Origin of the sequence: Zoogloea sp. (assembly GCF_044344315.1) — a bacterium.
Taxonomy (GTDB): Bacteria; Pseudomonadota; Gammaproteobacteria; order Burkholderiales; family Rhodocyclaceae; genus Zoogloea.
Window position 1 is genome coordinate 1 of sequence record NZ_JBIJDC010000088.1, and the last position, 19,637, is coordinate 19,637.

General features: G+C 68.0%; 18 protein-coding genes and 1 riboswitch. Of the genes, 5 read left to right on the top strand and 13 right to left on the bottom strand.

Going from position 1 to position 19,637, the window contains the following annotated elements; genetic code table 11:
- From ACIQ09_RS16540 to ACIQ09_RS16600, 13 genes are all read right to left on the bottom strand, one after another.
- On the bottom strand, positions 1-906 hold a 906-nt coding region (locus ACIQ09_RS16540; protein ID WP_398312291.1), incomplete at its 3' end, for an adenosylhomocysteinase.
- Positions 907-1,009: 103 nt separating this feature from the next.
- Positions 1,010-1,109, bottom strand: a riboswitch (S-adenosyl-L-homocysteine riboswitch).
- Positions 1,110-1,307: 198 nt separating this feature from the next.
- Positions 1,308-3,104 (bottom strand): protein-disulfide reductase DsbD, encoded by a 1,797-nt coding sequence (gene dsbD, locus ACIQ09_RS16545; protein ID WP_398312294.1) that lies wholly within the window; start codon positions 3,102-3,104, stop codon positions 1,308-1,310.
- Between the two features lie 61 nt (positions 3,105-3,165).
- Entirely contained in the window at positions 3,166-3,504 is a 339-nt protein-coding gene (gene cutA, locus ACIQ09_RS16550) for a divalent-cation tolerance protein CutA (RefSeq protein WP_398312297.1), read from the bottom strand.
- Positions 3,505-3,507: 3 nt separating this feature from the next.
- The gene (locus ACIQ09_RS16555) at positions 3,508-4,329 is read right to left on the bottom strand and encodes an ABC transporter permease (protein WP_398312300.1); all 822 of its coding nucleotides are present in this window, start codon (positions 4,327-4,329) and stop codon (positions 3,508-3,510) included.
- A complete protein-coding gene (locus ACIQ09_RS16560; RefSeq protein ID WP_398312303.1) occupies positions 4,316-5,710 on the bottom strand; it encodes a diguanylate cyclase in 1,395 nt (464 codons plus the stop codon). The genes ACIQ09_RS16555 and ACIQ09_RS16560 overlap by 14 nt, the downstream gene beginning before the upstream one ends.
- A gap of 45 nt (positions 5,711-5,755) precedes the next feature.
- Positions 5,756-6,706, bottom strand: coding sequence for an ATP-binding cassette domain-containing protein (locus tag ACIQ09_RS16565; RefSeq protein WP_398312306.1), 951 nt, complete (start codon positions 6,704-6,706; stop codon positions 5,756-5,758).
- A complete protein-coding gene (locus ACIQ09_RS16570; RefSeq protein ID WP_398312309.1) occupies positions 6,706-7,314 on the bottom strand; it encodes a glutathione S-transferase in 609 nt (202 codons plus the stop codon). Before ACIQ09_RS16570 ends, ACIQ09_RS16565 begins: the two co-directional genes overlap by 1 nt.
- Positions 7,311-7,949 carry an alpha/beta hydrolase gene (locus ACIQ09_RS16575; RefSeq protein ID WP_398312312.1) on the bottom strand — a complete coding sequence of 213 codons (639 nt, stop codon included), beginning with the start codon at positions 7,947-7,949 and terminating at the stop codon, positions 7,311-7,313. Before ACIQ09_RS16575 ends, ACIQ09_RS16570 begins: the two co-directional genes overlap by 4 nt.
- Before the next feature lie 2 nt (positions 7,950-7,951).
- A complete protein-coding gene (locus ACIQ09_RS16580) occupies positions 7,952-8,260 on the bottom strand; it encodes a (2Fe-2S) ferredoxin domain-containing protein (RefSeq protein WP_398312315.1) in 309 nt (102 codons plus the stop codon).
- 79 nt (positions 8,261-8,339) lie between these two features.
- Entirely contained in the window at positions 8,340-9,422 is a 1,083-nt protein-coding gene (locus ACIQ09_RS16585) for a VanZ family protein (RefSeq protein ID WP_398312318.1), read from the bottom strand.
- A 99-nt stretch (positions 9,423-9,521) separates the two neighbouring features.
- Positions 9,522-9,992, bottom strand: a complete 471-nt coding sequence (locus tag ACIQ09_RS16590; protein WP_398312321.1) for an SCP2 domain-containing protein — start codon at positions 9,990-9,992, stop codon at positions 9,522-9,524.
- Positions 9,993-10,014: 22 nt separating this feature from the next.
- Complete coding sequence (locus ACIQ09_RS16595) at positions 10,015-10,920, bottom strand: U32 family peptidase (protein WP_398312324.1); 906 nt, start codon at positions 10,918-10,920, stop codon at positions 10,015-10,017.
- 5 nt (positions 10,921-10,925) lie between these two features.
- Positions 10,926-11,939 carry a peptidase U32 family protein gene (locus tag ACIQ09_RS16600; protein ID WP_398312327.1) on the bottom strand — a complete coding sequence of 338 codons (1,014 nt, stop codon included), beginning with the start codon at positions 11,937-11,939 and terminating at the stop codon, positions 10,926-10,928.
- Positions 11,940-12,117: 178 nt separating this feature from the next.
- Here ACIQ09_RS16600 and ACIQ09_RS16605 point away from each other — a divergent pair, with 178 nt between their 5' ends.
- The 5 genes from ACIQ09_RS16605 (at position 12,118) to ACIQ09_RS16625 (ending at position 19,392) form a co-directional block, all read left to right on the top strand.
- Positions 12,118-13,119 (top strand): ABC transporter substrate-binding protein, encoded by a 1,002-nt coding sequence (locus ACIQ09_RS16605; protein WP_398312330.1) that lies wholly within the window; start codon positions 12,118-12,120, stop codon positions 13,117-13,119.
- Positions 13,120-13,138: 19 nt separating this feature from the next.
- Positions 13,139-16,420 (top strand): EAL domain-containing protein, encoded by a 3,282-nt coding sequence (locus tag ACIQ09_RS16610; RefSeq protein WP_398312333.1) that lies wholly within the window; start codon positions 13,139-13,141, stop codon positions 16,418-16,420.
- Positions 16,421-16,485: 65 nt separating this feature from the next.
- Entirely contained in the window at positions 16,486-17,988 is a 1,503-nt protein-coding gene (locus tag ACIQ09_RS16615) for a sodium:solute symporter family protein (RefSeq protein WP_398312336.1), read from the top strand.
- 76 nt (positions 17,989-18,064) lie between these two features.
- Positions 18,065-18,736, top strand: a complete 672-nt coding sequence (locus ACIQ09_RS16620) for a flavin prenyltransferase UbiX (protein ID WP_398312339.1) — start codon at positions 18,065-18,067, stop codon at positions 18,734-18,736.
- Between the two features lie 47 nt (positions 18,737-18,783).
- Entirely contained in the window at positions 18,784-19,392 is a 609-nt protein-coding gene (locus ACIQ09_RS16625) for an LON peptidase substrate-binding domain-containing protein (protein ID WP_398312342.1), read from the top strand.
- Positions 19,393-19,637: the final 245 nt, after the last annotated feature.

A 19,637-nucleotide genomic window follows, 5' to 3' on the forward strand; every position in this document is an offset into this window, starting at 1 on the left:
CATGGTCACGACGCGGTAGCCTTCCATGGCGGCCTGCAGGGCGCAGATCGGGTCGATTTCGGTAACCCAGACTTGTGCCGACAGGGCGCGCATGGCCTGGGCCGAGCCCTTGCCCACGTCGCCATAGCCGCACACCACGGCGACTTTGCCGGCAATCATCACGTCGGTGGCGCGCTTGATGCCGTCCACCAGCGATTCGCGACAGCCGTAGAGGTTATCGAACTTGGACTTGGTGACCGAATCATTGACGTTGATGGCCGGGAACTTGAGCTCGCCGCGCTGGTGCATCTGGTAAAGGCGATGCACGCCGGTGGTGGTCTCTTCGGTCACGCCCTTGATGGCGGCCAGACGTACGGAGTACCAGGTCGGGTCCACGGCCAGCTTGGCCTCGATGGCGGCAAAGAGAATGGTCTCTTCTTCCGAGGACGGCTTGGCGATCACCGACAGGTCCTTCTCGGCGCGGGCGCCCAGGTGCAGCAGCAGGGTCGCGTCGCCACCGTCGTCGAGGATCATGTTGGAGAAACCGCCGTCGGCCCACTCGAAGATGCGATGGGTGTAGTCCCAGTAGTCGGTCAGGGATTCGCCCTTCACGGCGAACACCGGGATGTTCTGGGCGGCGATGGCGGCGGCGGCGTGGTCCTGGGTGCTGAAGATGTTGCAGGAGGCCCAGCGCACTTCCGCGCCGAGCGCGGTCAGCGTCTCGATCAGCACGGCGGTCTGGATGGTCATGTGCAGGGAGCCGGTGATGCGCGCGCCCTTGAGGGGCTGGGCCGCGGCGAACTCGTCGCGGATGGCCATCAGGCCCGGCATTTCGGTTTCGGCGATCCGGATCTCCTTGCGGCCCCAGTCGGCCAGGGAGAGATCGGCAATGACAAAATCGGTGAACTTTTCAGCCACAGTGTTCATGAGAACTCCTCGAACGTGTGGCCGGGAAGGGACTACGGGTGGCTGATCATCAAGGGCTCACCACGTCTCCCCGTGCCCGGCACGGGTTTGCAAACAAAGCATGGACGGGTGAGCGCGGTTTCTGGTGCCGATGTGCTGGCACTGACATCGAGCCTGGGACTGCGGGCATTGCACCCGGTGGTCTTGCAGCGCTCCTCGAATCAAGGCTGGGGATTATAGCGGATCGAAGCGGGGAATCTTGAGTATTTCCTGCTGCCTGTCGGGGCGACTGCGGGGGCGACTAGTAGGGGCGACTAGTAGGGGCGACTCGTAGGGGCGACTTTAGTCGCCCATCGAGCGTTGATCACAGGCATGCCCTTGATCGAAATCCGCGGGCGACTGAAGTCGCCCCTACCCTGCCCCTACAGGGCGGCTTCCAGCACCTTGCCGAAGGTCTCCGCATTCTGGAAGCCCACCACCCGCAGGTTCTTGCGTTCGGCGCCGTCGGCGTCGAAGAAGATGATGCCCGGCGGGCCGAAGAGCTTGAAGCGCTTGAGCAGGGCCTTGTCGGCGTCGGAGTTGGCGGTGACGTCGGCCTGGATCAGCTGGAAGCCTTCCAGCCGGCGGGCCACGGCCGGGTCGGCGAAGGTGAAGCGCTCCATCTCCTTGCAGGAGATGCACCAGTCGGCATAGAAATCGAGCATCACCGGGCGGGTGGCGGTCTTGAGGATCTGGTCGAGCTCTTCCACCGAGGCGACGCGCTGGAACTTTGTTTCGGCTGCAGCCGGGGCACTGCTTGCCGCCTGGGCACGCAGGATGGCCAGGGGCTGCAGCGGATCGCGGGAGCCGGCCAGGGCACCGATGAACAGGGCCGCGCCGGCCAGCAGGGCGATCACGCCGAAGCCCTTCCAGAAACGCTGCCAGCCGCTGGCGTGGGCGGGCAGGGGGTCGAGAGCGTGCAGGTAGATGGCCGAGAACACCAGCAGGCCAGCCCAGGCCAGCATGGGCACGATGCTCGGCAGCACCGGGGTGAGCAGCCAGATGGCGACGCCCAGCAGCATCACGCCGAAGGCCCGCTTGACGCCTTCCATCCACGGGCCGGGTTTGGGCAGGGCGCTGCGGGCCAGCACGCCGACGACGATCAGCGGTGCGCCCATGCCGAGGGCCATGGTGAACAGGGCCGCGCCACCCAGCACGGCGTTACCGGTCTGGGCGATGTAGAGCAGGGCGCCGGCCAGCGGGGCGGCCACGCAGGGCCCGACGATCAGGGCCGACAGGGCGCCCATGGCGATGACGCCGCCGGGGGATCCGCCCTTCTGGTGGTTGGCGTTGTCGGACAGGCGGCTCTGCAGGGCGGTGGGCAGCTGCAATTCGTAGAAGCCGAACATGGACAGGGCCAGCACCACGAAAACTAGGGCGAAAGCACCGAGCACCCACGGGTTCTGCAGGGCCGCCGACAGCAGGGTGCCGGACAGGCCGGCCGCCACGCCCGCCGCGGCGTAGGTGAGGGCCATGCCCAGCACGTACAGGCTCGACAGGCCGAAGGCGCGGCCTTTGGAGATGGCGTGGCCGTGGCCGACGATGATCCCGGACAGGATGGGGATCATCGGGAACACGCAGGGGGTGAAGGTGAGGAGCAGGCCGAAGCCGAAGAAGCTGGCCAGGATGACGGCGGTGCCGCTGCCGTCGAGCAGGCGCGCAATGCGCCCGGATTCGTCATGCTCGGCGGCCGGGGTGGCGCTGCTGGCCGGGCTGTCGCCGCTGCCCAGGGCGCGGGCCAGGAAGCCGCCCGTGCCGCTGCCGCTACTGGCTAAGGCCACGCTGACGGTGGTGGTTTGGGGCGGGTAGCAGATGCCGATGTCGGCGCAACCCTGACTGGTGAGCTGCAGGTCGAAGGGCGGCTGGCCGGCGCTCACCGGAAGGGCGAACACGAGTTCCTTGCGGTAGATCTCCACTTCGCCAAAGGCGTCGTCCTTCTTGGGTTTGCCCGGGGGCAGGGCCGGCGCACTGAAGCTGATGCCCTCGGCGGCGAACTGGAAGCGGTGGCGATAGAGGTAGTAGCCGTCGGCGATCTGGAAGCGCACCTCCACGGTCTTGTCGTCGAGGGCCCGGGCCGAGGCGCGGAAGGCCTGTTCGGCCGGGAGAGGCTCCTGGGCGTGAGCCAGAAGGCCGCACAGGGACAGCAGCAGCGCGAGAAGAAAGGTGGGTAGTCGGATCATGGCCAGCAGTTTACGGACACAGGGGGCATCACTGCCCCCGGATGGATCAAGAATCGCGTGTTCAGGGCAGGTGTTCGACGGTCTCGGCGCCGATCCACGCCAGGTAGGCGGGTAGGCCCTTGTGCAGTGGGATCGCGATGATCTCGGGAAGTTCGTAGGGGTGGGCCTCGGTCAGCGCTGCCTGCAGGGCCGGGTAGCGCAGCAGGGTGGTCTTGATCAGCATGGGCACCTCGGCGGCGTTCTCGACCTGATCCTGCCAGCGGTACACCGAGGTGCAGGGGGCGAGGATGTTTACGCAGGCGGCGAGGCGCTGCTCCACCAACTGGCGGGCCACGGCCTTGGCGGTGTCGGCGTCGGGCAGGTTGGTGAGGACGAGCAGGGTTTCTTCGGGGGTGGTCATGGCTTACTTGAGCAGGCGACGGCGGGTGAGACCCAGGGCCAGCCAGAAGGCCAGCACCGTGATGAGGGCGAGAACGCCCAGGTGCAGGCCGATCTGGGCCGGCACATGACCGAGCAGCAGGGGGCGGATCAGGCTGACCGCGTGGCTCAGGGGCAGCGCCGACGCGATGACCTGCACGCTCTCCGGGAGCTGGCCCTGAGGGAAGAACACGCCGGACAGCAGGGTCATCGGGGTGATGAACAGGGTGAAGTAGTACATGAAGAAATCATAGCTCGGCGCCAGGGCAGTCATGATCAGGCCGAGGGCGGCAAAGCACAGGCCGGTGAGGAAGACCACCGGGATGGCGGCCAGGGCCAGGGGCGAGGCGGTGAAGCCGAAGGCGGCGATCACCGCCAGGATGGCCACCCCGGCCAGGCAGGATTTGGAGGCGGCCCACACCAGTTCGGCCGCCACGATGTCGTCGAGGGCGATGGGGGCGTTCATGATGGCCTCCCAGGTCTTCTGCACGTGCATGCGCGAGAAACCCGAGTACAGGGCCTCGAAGGTGGCGGCGTTCATGGTGGAGTAGGCCAGGGTGCCACCGGCCAGGAAGGCGATGTAGGAGACGCCCTCGACCTCCGGTACCAGCAGGCCGAGGCCGTAGCCCAGGCCGAGCATGTAGATCACCGGGTCGGCCAGGTTGCCGACGATGGAGGGCAGGGCCAGCTTCTTCCAAACCAGAAAGTTGCGCCGCCATACGGCGATGAGGCGCAGGGACAGTTGCGGGGGGGCGAAATGCGAGAGCTTGGCGGCGGGGGGCATCGACGGGGTTTCAGTTCTGGACACCGGGTTCGTCCCGGGAGGCGCGGCGCAGCCACGGGATGAAGTCCCGGTCGGCGCCGAGGGCGTGGTGGTCCACCAGGTCGTAGGCGAGGAATTCGATCAGCTTTGACGTGGGCAGCGTGCCCAGGGCGCTTTGACTGGAGAGGGCATCGAGCTTGGCCGACAGGATGCGGTGGGCCTTGGCGTGTTGTTCGCGTCGGGGGTAGTCCACCGCCGTCAGGATGGCTTCCTCGTCACGAAAATGGCGGCTGGTGGCTTGCACCAGGGCCCGGATGGTGGTGTGGAGCTCGGCCGGAGGGCCCGCTTCCCGGACCAGGTTGAGCAGGCGGTTGGCCAGCTCGAACAGGTGGTGGTGCTGGGCGTCGATGACCGGATCGCCGACACAGTGGCCGTCCTCCCAGGTCAGGCGGTCCAGGCGGTTGCGGTGCTTGATGCTGCGCTCGTCGAAGGCGCTTTCCGGCGCGGCCACGACCCGGTTGCGGCCCTGGTTCTTGGCCCGGTAGAGGGCCTTGTCGGCCCGGGTCATCCAGCTGCTCCAGTCTTCCCCCGCCACGCATTCCGCTACGCCGAAGCTGGCACTGAGCGGCCCGACCTGATCGAAGGGGGCCTGGCTGATGGCGGTGCGCAGCTTGTTGGCCAGGGTGAAGGCGCCGGCCAGGGGCGTGCTGGGCAGAAGGATCACGAACTCCTCGCCCCCGTAGCGCCCGATCACGTCGAGATCGCGGCATTCGCCGGCCAGGCGCAGGGCAAACTCCACCAGCACCGTATCGCCAACGGGGTGGCCGAAGGTGTCGTTGATGAGTTTGAAGTGATCGATGTCGGCGATGATCAGCGAAATGGGATGCCCGAAGCGGCGGAAGCGGTGCATCTCGCTCAGGGATGCTTCCTCCAGACGGCGACGGGTCAGCAGGCCGGTGAGGGGGTCGGTGATGGAGCGGGCCTCCATCTCGGCCAGGGCCTGGCGTAGCAGGTCCTGGCGGTTGTCGCTGTCGGTGAGGTCGACGAAGCACAGCAGCAGGTGTTTGCCATACAGCCGGATCTGGGTGCGGATGTGGTGCTGGCTGCCATCCTTGCCGTACACGTCGGACTCGACGATTTCCCGGTGCACGCTGTCGGGTAGTTCCGGGCAGACCGCCGCGGCATCTGCCGGGGCGGTAGGCGCCCGATGCACGGTGGCCCACCAGCTGGCGAAACTGCTGTCCGGGCGTCCGAATTGCTCCCGGAAAGCTTCGTTGGTCCTGACGAAGCATCCGCTGGATGCATCGATCAGGGCGAGGGCAATCGGCAACTGGTCGAGGATCTCGGCACAGTCGAGGGTATCCGGGAGGGGGGAGAAGCCCTGAGGCATGGCTTCAGGATAGGCGGACCGTTCCGGACTGTCCATGGCGCGGCGCCATGCCCGGATCGGTGTGCAGGGCGGACGCGGCGGTCAATCCCGCAGCTCCCGGCCGGTGAGCTTGAGGAACACGTCTTCCAGGTTGGCCGGTCGGTGCAGGGTACGCAGGCCGGGCTGGTGGGCCAGGTGGGCCAGCAGCGGGGCGGCATCATCGGTGTAACAGAAGGCGGTCTCGCCGCTGATCTCGCAGCGCCGGCTCAGGGGGGCCGCGTGGGCGGTGGCCCAGGCGGCGGCACCGGATGCGCCGGCGTCCTCGCCGGTGGCCCAGTCTCCGAAGACTTCGACCACCTGGGGCTCGATGTGGGCGGCGATGACCTCCCGCGGGCTGCCCTGGGCGAGGATGCGGCCCGTGTCGAGAATGGCCAGGCGATGGGCCAGCCGTTCGGCTTCGTCCATGAAGTGGGTGGTCAGCAGGATGGTGGTGCCCTCGGCGGTGAGCCGGCGCAGGCGCTCCCAGATCAGGTGGCGGGCCTGGGGGTCGAGGCCGGTGGTGGGCTCGTCGAGGACCAGCAGTTCGGGGCGATTGACCAGCGCCCGGGCCAGGGTCAGGCGCCGCTTCATGCCGCCCGAGAGGGACTGGATGCGGGCTGTCTCCTTGCCCTCCAGGCCGGCAAAGGCGAGGAGTTCGGGCACCCGCGGGCGGATCTCGCTCTCGCGGATGCCGAAGTAGCCGGCAAAGACGATGAGGTTCTCGGCGCAGGTGAAGTCGGGGTCGAGGCTGTCCATCTGCGGTACCACGCCAACCCGGGCACGGGCTTCACGGGCCTGTTCGGGCACAGGCAGGCCGCACAGGCGGATGCTGCCGGCGCTGGCCGCGGCGAGGCCGAGGGCGCAGCGCAGGGTGGTGGTCTTGCCGGCGCCGTTGGGGCCGAGCAGGGCAAAGCACTCACCCCGCTGCAGGGTCAGGTCGAGCCCGCGTACCACCTCCTTGGCCTCGGTGCCGGTGCCAAAACGCTTGACGAGGCCCTTGATCTCGAGTGGCATCAGGCCGGCGGCGGTGTGGTTTCGACGAAGGAGGGGCGGGCCAGTACATTCGCTGCCCACGCCGCCAGCTCGGGGTGGGTGCTGCGCCAGACCAGCTGGGCGAAGCGGAAGTCCAGGTAGCCCAGGGCGCAGGCGACGGCAATGTCACCCAGGCCGAGGCTGACCTCGCCAAAGCCCTTGCGGGCCACCAGGCGTTGCTCCAGGGCGGCCAGGCCGCGGTGGATCTTGGTGATCTGGCGTTCGATGCTGGCGGCGTCCTGTTGCCCGGCGGGGCGGCGGCTTTCCAGGAAGGCGGCCACGGCAGCGTCGGTGATGCCATCGGCCAGGGCCTCGGTCTGGCGCACCGGCAGCACGGCCGTGCGCTCGGCGGGCAGCAGGAGTGAGCCGCCCAGGGTTTCCAGATATTCGGCGATCACCGGCGAGTCGTACCACACCTCACCGTCGTCGGCGACCAGCGCGGGCACCTTGCCGAGGGGGTTGTAGTCGGGCACCGAGGTTTCGGCCAGCCAGGGGATGTCCACCTCGAGGGTGAAGGGCAGGCCCTTCTCGGCCAGGGCGACCCGGATCTTGCGGGCGTAGGGGCTGGTGAGGGATGCAACGAGTTTCATGGCAGGGGCTCCCAGGCGCGATCGATGATGTTGCGGATGATGTGCAGCTTTCCGTGGAAGAAGTGGTCGGCACCGGGGACCACCACCACCGGCAGCTCCTGGGGTTCGGCCCAGGCCAGCACGTTGGCGAGGGCGACGGTCTCGTCCCGCTCGCCGTGGATGATCAGGCTGTCCTTCGCCACTGGCAGGGTGGTGTAGCTGCGTGCCCCGGTGACCTGGCCGGCGGCCGTGCCCACCAGCACGATGCGCCTGGCCGGCGTGACCCCGTCGGCCAGGCGGGCGGCGACACGGGTCTGCACATAGGCGCCGAAGGAGAAACCACCCAGGGCCAGGGGCAGGCCGCCCCAGCGGCTCTGGGCCCAGCTGATCACCGTGAGCATGTCTTCGGTCTCGGCGATGCCGTTGTCGTGCTCGCCGACGCTCTTGCCGACGCCACGGAAGTTGGGGCGTAGTGCGGCGTAGCCCAGATCACGGAACACCCGCGCCAGGGTGTGGGCGACCTTGTTGGTGTTGGCGCCATGGAACAGCGGGTGCGGGTGGCACACCAGGGCGATGCCGCGCACGTGGTCCGGCGTGTCGATGATCAGCTCTATGGGGCCGTCCGGCCCGTTGATGAGGGCGTTCTCGGTGGCCATGGTCAGATCTTCAGGCGCTCGACGACGCGGCCGTTCTGCAGGTGCTCGGAGATGATCTCGTCCACGTCGGTCTTGTCCACAAGGGTGTACCAGACGTTGTCCGGGTACACCACCAGCACCGGGCCCTCGTCGCAGCGGTCGAGGCAGCCGGCCTTGTTGATGCGCACCTTGCCCTTGCCTTTGAGGCCGAGGGCGGCGATGCGGTCCTTGGCGTAGGTCTGGAGTTCGACGGCGCCCTGGGCGGCGCAGCAGCTTTCACCTTCGGCGCGCTGGTTGCAGCAGAAAAAAACGTGGTGCTTGAAGTAGCTCATGGGGTCTCCGGTTTGGGCGCCAGCTCTGGTCCTGAATGTGTCCGCGATTATCAATCAATCGTCTGTCCGGTGGCGTCTTTCAATGCACCCGGTAGCTGTCCCGCGGGGTACTGGCACCCAGCAGGCCCAGGTAGGCGAAGGTGATAAAGGGCCACAGGCTGGCGGTGAGCTGGGTCAGACCGTGGAAATTGAGAAAGTTGCCTTGCCGGATGAGGGTGATGTCGCTGGGCAGGAAGGGGTTCTCGGGGGCCAGGTTGACCAGCGCCGTGCCCAGTAGCAGGGCCAGTCCGGCCAGCATGGTGTGGCTGCGAGCCGGCAGCAGCAGGCATAGGCCGAGCAGCGCCGCTCCGGCAGCCAGCCCGAGCTGCCCGCCCGGGGTGGCCCAGTGAAAGGGGTCACCGGGGGAGAAGAAGGCCGCCGCGGCGAGAGTCTTGGCGCCCAGGCCAAGGAGCACCAGCAGGGCCAGCGGCCAGGGGCTGAATTGACGCATCATGCAGCGCGCCGTCAGCCCCACGGCGAGCAGCTGGCAGGCGGCAATGGCGGCCTCCACCTTGACGAAGCGCACCGGGTTGAACTGTAGCGGGGTCGGCAGATCCAGCAACTGGCGCAGGTCACCGCTGGCGAAGAGCAGGTTCTCCGGGGTCAGAAGGGTCAATAGCCACAGGCCCATCAGCACCAGGCCGATCTCCCCGGGGTGGCCGGCCACGATGCGTTTGCGCCGCCAGCGGGTCAGGCCGCTGCGAGGGTCGAACAGGCTGCCGCCCCAGCGCCCGCCGGCCAGGGCGCCGAGCAGCCCGCCCAGGGTGTTGCAGCCCACATCCACGTTGGAGGGCACCCGGCTGGGCAGGAAGTTCTGCAGTGTCTCCACGGACAGGCTGAGCAGGCAGGTCAGGACTACCGCCAGCGCCACCGCCCCGGCGCGGGGCAGGCGCCCGGGCAGGGCCGAGACCAGGGCGAAGCTGAAGGGCACGATGCCGATCACGTTCACCGTCAGGTCCACCCAGGTGTAGTAGCGGGGCCAGGGAGCGCTGAGGAACTCGAAGGCCGGCAGGCCCGGATCACGCCAGCCTGAAAAGGGATGTAGGCAGGCGTAGACGATCAGCACCCCGATGGCAGCGGCGAAATAGGCGGCAAGAGGGGAGCTGCGGCGTTGAAGGGGCATGGGCTGGGAGAATGGCGTGTCGCGGCCATTCTAGCCCGAGGATGAGGCGGAGCAAGGATCTCTGGCCGGGAGGCCCCGGCCGGAGGCAGGGGCCGCGGCTCAGTGCGTCCTGGCAAACAGCTGCCCGGCGAAGGGCAGCTTGAGGGCTGCCAGCCGGGTGCTCACGCTGTCCCAGTCCACGGCGTCCAGGGTGTTCTTGACCAGCAGACCCAGGTCGGTCTCGCCTTCCATCAGCAGGCGCCGGCTGAAGAACAGGGTGTCCGGGTCTTCCTCGCGCAGGGCCAGGGCCAGGTAGTCGCGGGTGGTGGCGGAAATGGTGAGATCCGGTGCGCCGCTGTCGAGGAGGGGCCTGAAACCCCGCGGGGTGAGGGTGAAGCGCAGGGCCATGCCGGCGTCGGTGACCTTGAGCAGCAGGCGCTTGCCGGTGAGGGGTTCGAGGGTGTCCCGGGGGAGCACCCGGTCGAGGGCCAGGTTGAGGCCGGCTACCAGGGCCAGGGTGGGCGGCAGCTGGGGCAGGCGGGCACCCAGGCGGGCCAGAGGGGTGGGCAGGGTGAAGGCGGGGATCTTCATGCTGTGGGGCTCCGCAGGAGGTTCAGGTGGGGACGCGCTGTTCGACACCCGGCCGGCCATGCCAGAAGCCGTTGCAGGGCTCGGCGGGCAGCAGGGGCAGGGCCTCATGGAGGGCGTCAGCCGGGGGGATGAGGCCATCGAGGGCCTGGCGGAAGAGCTGCAGGATCTCAGGGGTGTGGGCACCCTGGGGGCTGATGCGCAGCAGGTCGACGCCCTCGGCGCAGACCCCGGGCAGGTCGCCGAGCAGGGTGTGCACCTGGGCGGACTGGGTCTGGATGCCGTTCAGGGTGAGGAAGGGCGCACCTTCGCGGGTCTTCAGGGGGATGCCGTCGGCGAACTCGAGGCAGCGGAATTCGCAGGTGTCCTTCTGCAGGTTGTAGTGGCGGGCGGTGAAGCAGCGGGCCGAGTAGGCCAGGGGCAGGCGCCCGTGGGCAAAGATCTCCACTTCCATGTCGTGGCCCAGCCCGTCGCGCAGGGCGCGGATCTGATCCCGGGACATCTCCGGCGGGGCGACCCAGCGGGTGGCACCGAGGTTGGCAAAGAGGTCCAGGGTGGTAGGGTTGAAGATGTTCAGGGTGGGGCCCGCGATCCAGTCGCGGGCGGGGGCGTCGCCGCTGGAGAGCAGGCGCACTGCCCCCATGTCGTTGGCCTCGACCCGGAAGTTGCCGTTGGCGACGATGCGGCGCAGGGTCTTCAGGTCGGACTCGGACTCCACCAGCACCTGGCTGGACAGCACGACTTCCTTGCCCGAGGCCGTCAGGATCTCGGCCACCTCCAGCCAGTCGGACAGGCGCAGTTCATGACGGCGCGAGCACACGGTCTCGCCCAGGTAGACGACATCCACCGGGGCGTCGGCCATGTCGGCGTAAAAGGCCAGGGTGGATTGGCGGGGCCAGTAGTAGAGAAGTGGGCCGAGGGCGATCTTCATCGTGCTTATTTCCAGGGGCGGTAGTAGGCGCCAAGGGTGTGGCTCTGGCCTTCGGAGACCTTGTTGAGTTCGGCCATCCAGGCCGCTTCGACGCGGAAGGGTTGGCCGCCGGCAAGGACGCGGTCGATGGCGGCGCGCCATACCTTGGTGACCTGCGCCACGTAGGCCGGGCTGCGCTGGCGGCCTTCGATCTTGATGGCGCGCACGCCGATGCGGGCCAGCTCGGGCAGCAGCTCGAGGGTGTTGAGGCTGGTGGGTTCCTCGATGGCGTAGTAGGTCTCGTCGTTGACTTCGAAGCGGCCCTTGCACAGGGTCGGGTAGCCTGCCCGCTCGCCGTCGGCGAAGCGGTCGATGAGAATGCCGTTGAGGCGCGTCTCCATGCCCTTGGGGGTTTGCTCCCAGCGCACATGCTTGCCGGGCGAGCAGGCGCCGTCGCAGTTGGGGGACTCGCCGGTGGCGTAGGCCGACAGGGCGCAGCGCCCCTCGACCATCACGCACAGGCCGCCAAAGCCGAAGACTTCGATCTCCACTGGCGTGCTGGCGATCACCTGTTCGACCTGGGCCAGGGACAGCACCCGCGGTAGCACCGCGCGGGAGATGCCGAAGTGCTCGTGGTAGAAGTTGATGGCGTCGTAGCTGGTGGCCGAGCCTTGCACCGACAGGTGCAGGCGCAGGTCCGGGTGGGTCTTGCGGGCGTAGGCCATGAGGCCCGGGTCGGCCAGGATGACCGCGTCGATACCGAAGGCTGCGGCCCGGTCGACGGCGCCGGTCCAGCGCTGCCAGTTGTCGGTCTGGGGATAGGTGTTGAGGGCCAGCAGCACCTTGCGGCCCCGGTCGTGGGCGTAGCGCACGCCCTCGGCCATGGCCTTGTCGTCAAAGTTGAGGCCGCTGAAGTTGCGGGCGTTGGTGGCGTCCTTGAAACCGAGATAGACGCAGTCGGCGCCGTGGTCGATGGCCGTCTTGAGGGCGGGCAGGCTGCCGGCAGGGCAGACCAGCTCGATGGGGCGGGGAGAAGTCATGGGCAGCAGGCAGCGGAAATGACGCGGGCGGACTATAGGCGGGGTCACCCCGGCTAGCCTTGACCGGGGTCAACGGGGGGCCGGTGTGCGTCAGACAAATGTGAATCCCACACGAACCGAATGGGATTTCGGTGCCGGCTCGGGCATACTTTCGGCACTAATCCGACTCGCCCCGGCCATGCTTCCTTCTCTGCCCCGCCGTCGTTTTCTGAGTGCCGGACTCGGCTCGGCCTGCCTCCTGCTCGGTAGCAGTGGCGGCTGCAGCGCCAGTTACGAGGAGCCTATCAAGTTCGCCACCAATCCCTGGCCCGGCTACGACCCGCTCTACGTCGCCCGGGACAAGGGCTATTTCCGGGATGCGGGGATAGAGGTGGCGCTGGTGGATCTGACCTCCATCGGCGCCTCCCGGCGTGCTTTCGAGCGCGGTCAGGTGGATGGCTGCGGTGCCACCCTGGTGGAGATCCTGCTGGCGGCCGATCAGTCCGGGCTGCGACCGCAGATCGCTGCCGTGGTGGATTACTCGAACGGCGCCGACGTCCTGATTGCCGCGGGCTCGGTGAAGAGCCTGGCCGACCTGCGCGGCCGCCGGGTGGCCATCGAACCCGGCACCCTGCACATCCAACTGCTGGCCCTGGCTCTCGACAGCGTGCAGCTGACAGTGCGCGACGTGGCCCTGGTGCCCATGCCGCAGAACGCCATGCCCGCGGCCTTCGCCGACGGGCTGGTGGCCGGGGCAGTGTGCTTTCCGCCGGAGTCCAACCGCCTGCTAGAGAAGGGCGGCAAGGTGGTCTTTCACAGCGGCCAGGTGCCCGGCCAGGTGGTGGATACGCTGGTCTTTGACGGGGGTTTCGTGGCCCGCCGGGGCAATGAAGTGCAGGCCTTCGTCGGTGCTTATTACCGGGCCATGGCCTTCATGGAAGCCAACCCGGACGAAGCCCACGCCATCATGGCCCGCCGCGAGAACATGAGCGTCGACGAGCTGCGCCAGACCCTTGCCGGCCTGCACTACGTGAGCCGCAAGGAGCAGCCCGAACTGCTCGCCCCCGGCGGCCCGGTGGAGCGCTCTCTCAATCAGCTGCAGGGCGCCATGATGGCGCTGGCCCAGTTGCGCCAGAGCCGGACCCTGAAGGATTTCCTCATCGCCCGCGAGCTGATCGCCGCGAACGGTATCAGTGCATGAGGCGGAGCGGCATCAGACCATGCATGTGAGCAAGCCGCGCTTCCTGTCCTTGCGCTGGCGCCTGATGGGGCCGCTGCTGGGGGTATGGGCGATGGGCCTGGTGCTGCTGGTCGGCATCCTCTACGCCAGCATCCTGGAGCGTTTTCGCACCCTGGTCGACCAGCGCGCCGACGTCATGGTGGCGGCGGTCTATTCGGCAGCGGAGACCGCTCGCGAACCCGCCGATCTGCGCCGCTTCATCTCCACGCTTGGCGCCTCCCGGGACGTGCGCCTGGTAACCCTGCTGGCCGGTTCGCCGCTGCGTGTGGTGGCCGCAAGCGATCATGGTCTCCACGGACAGCCGGCAGAAGCCCTGGATCCGGCCATCGCGGCCCGTCTCGGTGAAGTATTGCTGTCCCGCCAGGGCTGGCGCAGCCTGGACGTGGCCGAACGCCGCCTGGATGTGCTGGAGCCACTGCTGCTGGTCGGTTCCGACGGGGAGAACGGGCGTCTCGAGGACGGGGTGCTGCAACTGCGCCTCGATGCCGGCAGCCTGTGGCAGGCCGCGCAGGATACCGTGGTGCAGTTGTCCCTGTGGCTGGGGGCGGTGCTCAGCGCGGTGGCCGGTTTGTTCTACCTGATGGTGTCGCGCTATGTGCTGCGCCCGGCCGGGGCCATTCGCGGCGTCCTGGCTCGTCGCCGGGAGACCGGGGGCGATCTGCCCGTGCCGGTGATGCGCCGGGACGAACTCGGCGAGCTGGCCGAGGCTCTCAACGAGCTGCTGCTCACCCTGCGCACCCGCAACCGGCAACTGGCGCGCGCCAGCGACCAGCACCTGGCCATGCTGGAGTCCTTTCCCCATCTGGCCTGGCGGGCCAAGACCAACGGCGACTGCGACTGGTTCAACCGCGCCTGGTATGACTTCACCGGCCGCAGCCTGACCGAGGAGCAAGGCTGCGGCTGGGCGGACGGGGTGCACCCGGAGGATCGGGAGACCTGTCTCAAGGCGTGGAGCGAGGCCCTCGCCACCCGCAGCAATCTGGTCAGCGAATATCGCCTGCGCGCCGCCGATGGCAGCTATCACTGGATCGCCGATCATGGCGCTCCCTTTTTTGACGGGGATGGCGTCTTCGCCGGCTTCGTTGGCTCCTGCTACGACCTGCAGCCGGCCCGCGACAACGCCCGCGACATCCGGCGCATGACGCATCTTTACCAAGCCCTGTCGGCTACAAACAAGGCCATTGTGCATACCCGCGATGCCGCCACCCTGCTGCATCAGGTGGCACGTGTCGCGGTGGAGTACGGTGATCTGGACCTGGCCTGGATCGGCCTGCTGAAGGGCGGCGTGCTGCGACCGCTGGCCGCCTGGGGTGAGGGCGCCGAGGCCGTGCTCGCCGGCGCCTGGGCACTGCCCGGGGGCGTGCCCGCCGAGGCCCGTGTTTTCAATGATGGCGCGGCCATGGCCGGGGCCGGCCTGACCAGCCCCAGGGGCCTTCCGGATGGCTCCTGTGCGCTCTTCCCGATCAGCGGAGAGGATGGGCATGAAGGCGTGCTGGTGCTGCGCAAGGCGGCGGCCGGCTTCTTCGACGCCCACGCGGTCAGCCTGTTTGACGAGATGAGCGCCGACATCGGCTTCGCCCTGCGCAACTATCGCCGCGACGAGAGCCTGAACCTGGCCGCGCGGGTGTTCGAGAACAACTCGGAGGGCTTCGTGGTGGTGGCGCCGGACCGCCGGGTGGTGATGATCAATCGGGCCTTCACCACCCTGACCGGTTTCACCGAGGACGTGGTGCGCGGCCAGCCCCTGGTGCTCTTCGATCCGGAGCACCACCCACGCGGCTTTGCCACCACCGTCCGCGATGTGGCGGCACAGGGGGGGCCATGGAAGGGCGAGGTGTGGATCCGCCGCCGTAACGGGGAGACCTTTCCGGCCGACATGTCGGTGAGTGCGGTGTGCGGCCCGGACGGCCGGGTGACCCACTACGTGGGGGTCTTTTCCGACATCAGCCAGCGCAAGGCCGACGAGGCGCGCATCCGCTTCCTGGCCAGTCACGACTTCCTCACCGGCCTGCCGTCCCGGGCGGCCCTTGAAACCACGGTTGCCGCCGCCATCGCCGCCGCCCGTCGGGACGCCTGCCGGGTGGCCCTGTGTTTCCTCGACCTGGACCGCTTCAAGAACGTCAACGACACCCTTGGTCATCACATCGGTGACCAGTTGCTGGTGGAAGTGGCCCAGCGCCTGCAGTCGGTGATGAACGGGGACGAGTGCGCCCTGCGCCACGGCGGGGACGAGTTCGTGGTGGTGATGCCGGTGGACGGTGGGCGCGAGGTGCAGGCCCGGGCAGCCGGGCGGCTGCTGGGGGCCCTGGAGGAGCCCTTCCGCCTGGCGGGCTGCGAGTTCACCCTCTCCGGCAGCATCGGCGTGGCCATCTGGCCGGAGGATGGCGACGATGCCGATACCCTGCTCGATCGTGCCGACATGGCCATGTACCGGGCCAAGGAAGAGGGGCGTAACGCCATCGAGTTCTTCGCCGACGGCATGACCACGCCCACCAGCGAGCGCCTGTCCCTGGAGCACGCCCTGCGCCGTGCCCTCGAGCGCAACGAGCTGCGTCTGCACTACCAGCCCCTGGTGGCCGCCGACGACGGCCGCCTGCTTGGCGCCGAGGCCCTGCTGCGCTGGACGCACCCGGAGCTGGGCGAGGTGTCGCCGGGGCGTTTCATCCCCCTGGCCGAGGAGAGCGGGCTGATCCTGCCCATCGGCAACCGCGTACTCGACATGTTGTGCGCCCAGCTGGCCGCCTGGCGGGCCGAGGGGCGCCGCCTGGTGCCGGTGGCCGCCAACATCTCCGCCCTGCAGTTCCGGCGGGCGGATTTTGTCGACACCGTGGCCGCAGTGCTGCGCCGCCACGACATTCCGGCTGCGCTGCTGACCCTGGAAGTCACCGAGAGCATGGTGATGCGCGATGTGGAAAGAGCCGCCCGCCAGCTCACCGAGCTGAAGGCCCTCGGCCTGTCCATCGCCATCGACGATTTCGGCACGGGTTACTCCAGCCTTGCCTATCTCAAGCGCTTCCCCCTCGACAAGCTCAAGGTGGACCAGTCCTTCGTGCGCGAGATCAACGAGGGGCCGGAAGACAAGGCCATCGTCGCCGCCATCGTCGGCCTCGGCCACAACCTGGGGCTGAAGCTGGTGGCCGAGGGTGTCGAAACCGCTGCCATGGCCACGACCCTGTGGGAGCTGGGCTGCGACGAGTTCCAGGGCTGGCATTACGGCCGGGCCGAGCCGGCAGATGTTTTTGCCGCCAGACTCGCATGTTGAGCTCGCCCCCGCCGGGCCGTGCGCCCCTATAATCGGTCCATCCCCAACGCTTCTTCCGTTGCCCCATGCTGTTCTGGTTCGTCATCGCCTACTGGCTGATCTCGGTGGCCATCGGTCTCATCGCCGCTACGCGGGTCCACAACACCCGCGACTTCGCCGTCGCCGGCCGGCATCTGCCCTTCTACATGGTCACCGCCACGGTGTTCGCTACCTGGTTCGGGGCCGAGGCGGTGCTCGGGGTGCCGGCCACCTTCCTCAACGAGGGGCTGCGTGGCGTGGTGGCCGACCCCTTCGGTTCGTCCATGTGCCTGATCCTGGTGGGGCTGTTCTTTGCCGCGCCCCTCTACCGCATGAACCTGCTGACCATCGGCGACTTCTACAAGAAGCGCTATGGCCGTGGCGTCGAGGTGCTCACCACCATCGCCATCGTGATCTCCTACCTGGGCTGGGTCGGGGCGCAGATCACCGCCCTGGGGCTGGTCTTCAACGTGGTGTCGGGGGGGGAGATCAGCAAGGTGGCGGGCATGTGGATCGGCTCCATCACCATCCTCATCTACACCCTGTTTGGCGGCATGTGGGCGGTGGCCGTCACTGATTTTCTGCAGATGATCATCATCGTCATCGGCATGCTGTGGATCGGCGGGGAGGTAAGCAGCATGGCCGGCGGTGTCGGGGTGGTGGTGAATCACGCCATGAACGAGGGCAAGTTCGCCTTCTTCCCGGCGGCCGATCCGAAGGAGGTCATCGCCTTCATCGCCGCGGCGGTGACCATGATGCTCGGCTCCATCCCCCAGCAGGACGTCTTCCAGCGGGTCCAGTCGGCCAAGTCCGAAAAGATCGCGGTGTGGGGTTCGGTGCTCGGCGGTGCCCTGTATTTCGCCTTCGCCTTCGTGCCCATGTTTCTGGCCTACTCGGCCACCCTCATTGATCCGGCCATGGTGTCGCGCCTGATCAACACCGACTCCCAGATGATCCTGCCCGAACTGGTGCTGTCCAAGGCGCCGCTGGTGGCGCAGATCCTGTTCTTCGGCGCCCTGCTGTCGGCCATCAAGAGCTGCGCCTCGGCCACCCTGCTGGCCCCGTCGGTGACCTTCACCGAGAACATCCTAAGGCCGGCGCTGCCCAATCTCACCGACAAGAAATTGCTGTTGTGGATGCGCGTGGTGACCTTCTGCTTCACCGTGCTGGTCACCCTCTACGCCATGGTCTCCGACGCCAGCATCTTCAAGATGGTTGAGAACGCCTACCAGGTGACCCTGGTGGCGGCCTTCATCCCCCTGCTGTGCGGCTTGTACTGGCGCCGTGCCACCAACCAGGGCGCGCTGGCCTCGATCTGCTGCGGCGTGGGCGTCTGGCTGGCGGTGCACATCGCCGGCGGCGAAGATCCCTTCATCCCGGCTCAGCTGGCCGGTCTGATGGCCAGTGCTGTCGGCATGATCGCCGGCTCGCTGGTGAAGCAGTGGCTGCCCCATGACCATGAGGTGCACAACCGCCTGCGCCACGGCCACCATGCCGCAGCCTCCAATGGTGTCGCCCACGAAGGCATCGGGGTCATCCACCGCCATTGAGCGCGTATCGGGGAACCCCGGGCGCGCCGGCGCGTCTGTTCTCCGGATGCCCGCCGATAACCAGGACTCTTCAGCCTTGATCCCCACCGCCTTGCCGTCCGCCCACAAAACCATTGCTGTCGCCCTCACCGGGGCCTCGGGCATGCCTTATGGCCTGCGTCTGGTGGAGTGCCTGCTGGCCGCTGGCTGCCGGGTGTGGTTGCTTTACTCCCAGGTGGCCCAGATCGTCGCCCGGCAGGAGATGGACATCGCCCTGCCGGCCCGCCCGGAGGAAGTGGAGGCCCAGCTCGGCGCCCGCTTCAAGGCGGCGCCGGGGCAGCTGCGGGTGTTCGGCCGCGAGGAATGGTTCGCACCGCCGGCCTCCGGCTCCAACCCGCCGGATGCGATGGTGGTGTGCCCGTGCACCATGGGCACCCTGGCCTCCATCGCCGCGGGCCTGGCCGGCAACCTCATCGAGCGGGCTGCCGACGTGGTCATCAAGGAAGGCCGCAAGCTCATTCTGGTGCCCCGGGAGACGCCTTTCTCGGCCCTTCACCTGGAGAACATGCTGCGCCTGGCGCGCATGGGCGTGGTCATCCTGCCCCCCAACCCGGGCTTCTACCATCACCCGAAAACCGTGGACGACCTGGTGGACTTCGTCGTCGCCCGCATCCTCGATCAACTCGCCGTACCCCACGCCCTGATGGCGCGCTGGGGGGAGGCGCAGGCGGCTGCCGACGTCATTCCGGCGCCCTCGTCGCATCAGTGACACATCCCCCCTGCACCCCCGGGCGCAGGCCGTCAGGAGCGAGAAGCATGAGCACCACCGTCGACACCGTCGAGATCCCCCTCTTTCCCCTGGGTACGGTCCTGTTTCCGGACGGCGTGCTGCCCCTCAAGCTGTTCGAGGCGCGCTACCTGGACATGGCGGCCCGCTGCATGCGCGCCAATGCCCCCTTCGGCGTATGCCTGATCCGCGAAGGCGGCGAGGTGGGCGCACCGGCGGTACCCCACGGGGTGGGGGCGATTGCCCGCATCACTGGCTGGGACATGGACAAGCCCGGTCTGCTCTTCATCACCACCCGGGGGGGCGAGCGCTTCCGCATCGTCGAGCAGACGACGCGCCCCGACCGGCTGCTTACAGCGCATATCGCCCTGCTGCCCGAGCCGCCGGTGCAGCCCGTGCCGGAGGCCCTGGCGGACGTGCTGCCCCTGCTCCGGGCCATCGTGGCCGATGCGGGAGAGGAGGCTTTCCCGTTGCCTCATCGCTTCGATGACGCCACCTGGGTGGGCTACCGCCTGGCCGAAATCCTGCCCATCCCGGTGCAGGCCCGCCAGCGCTTGCTCGAGCTGGACGACCCCATTTCACGACTGGAGATCATCCAGGCCTACCTGCGCCAGCACAAGCTGCTGGGGGACGACTGAGCGGGTGTGAGAAACCCGCTTCCCTCAGTTCGAGGCCTGCGCTCGCCTTGACCGGCAGCGCAGTTCCCGTGGGGTCGAATGAACCTGGTTTCCTCGGTTGTCCTCCCCGAACCAGACGCAAACCCAATGCTGACGCGGGTTTGCCCGCCACTGGCCGGATCACCCGATGGGTGAAGCTGAAGGGGTTTATGGGACGCGCGGAGGGCGGCTGGAGGGACTGTGGGGGCGACTTCAGTCGCCCGCGG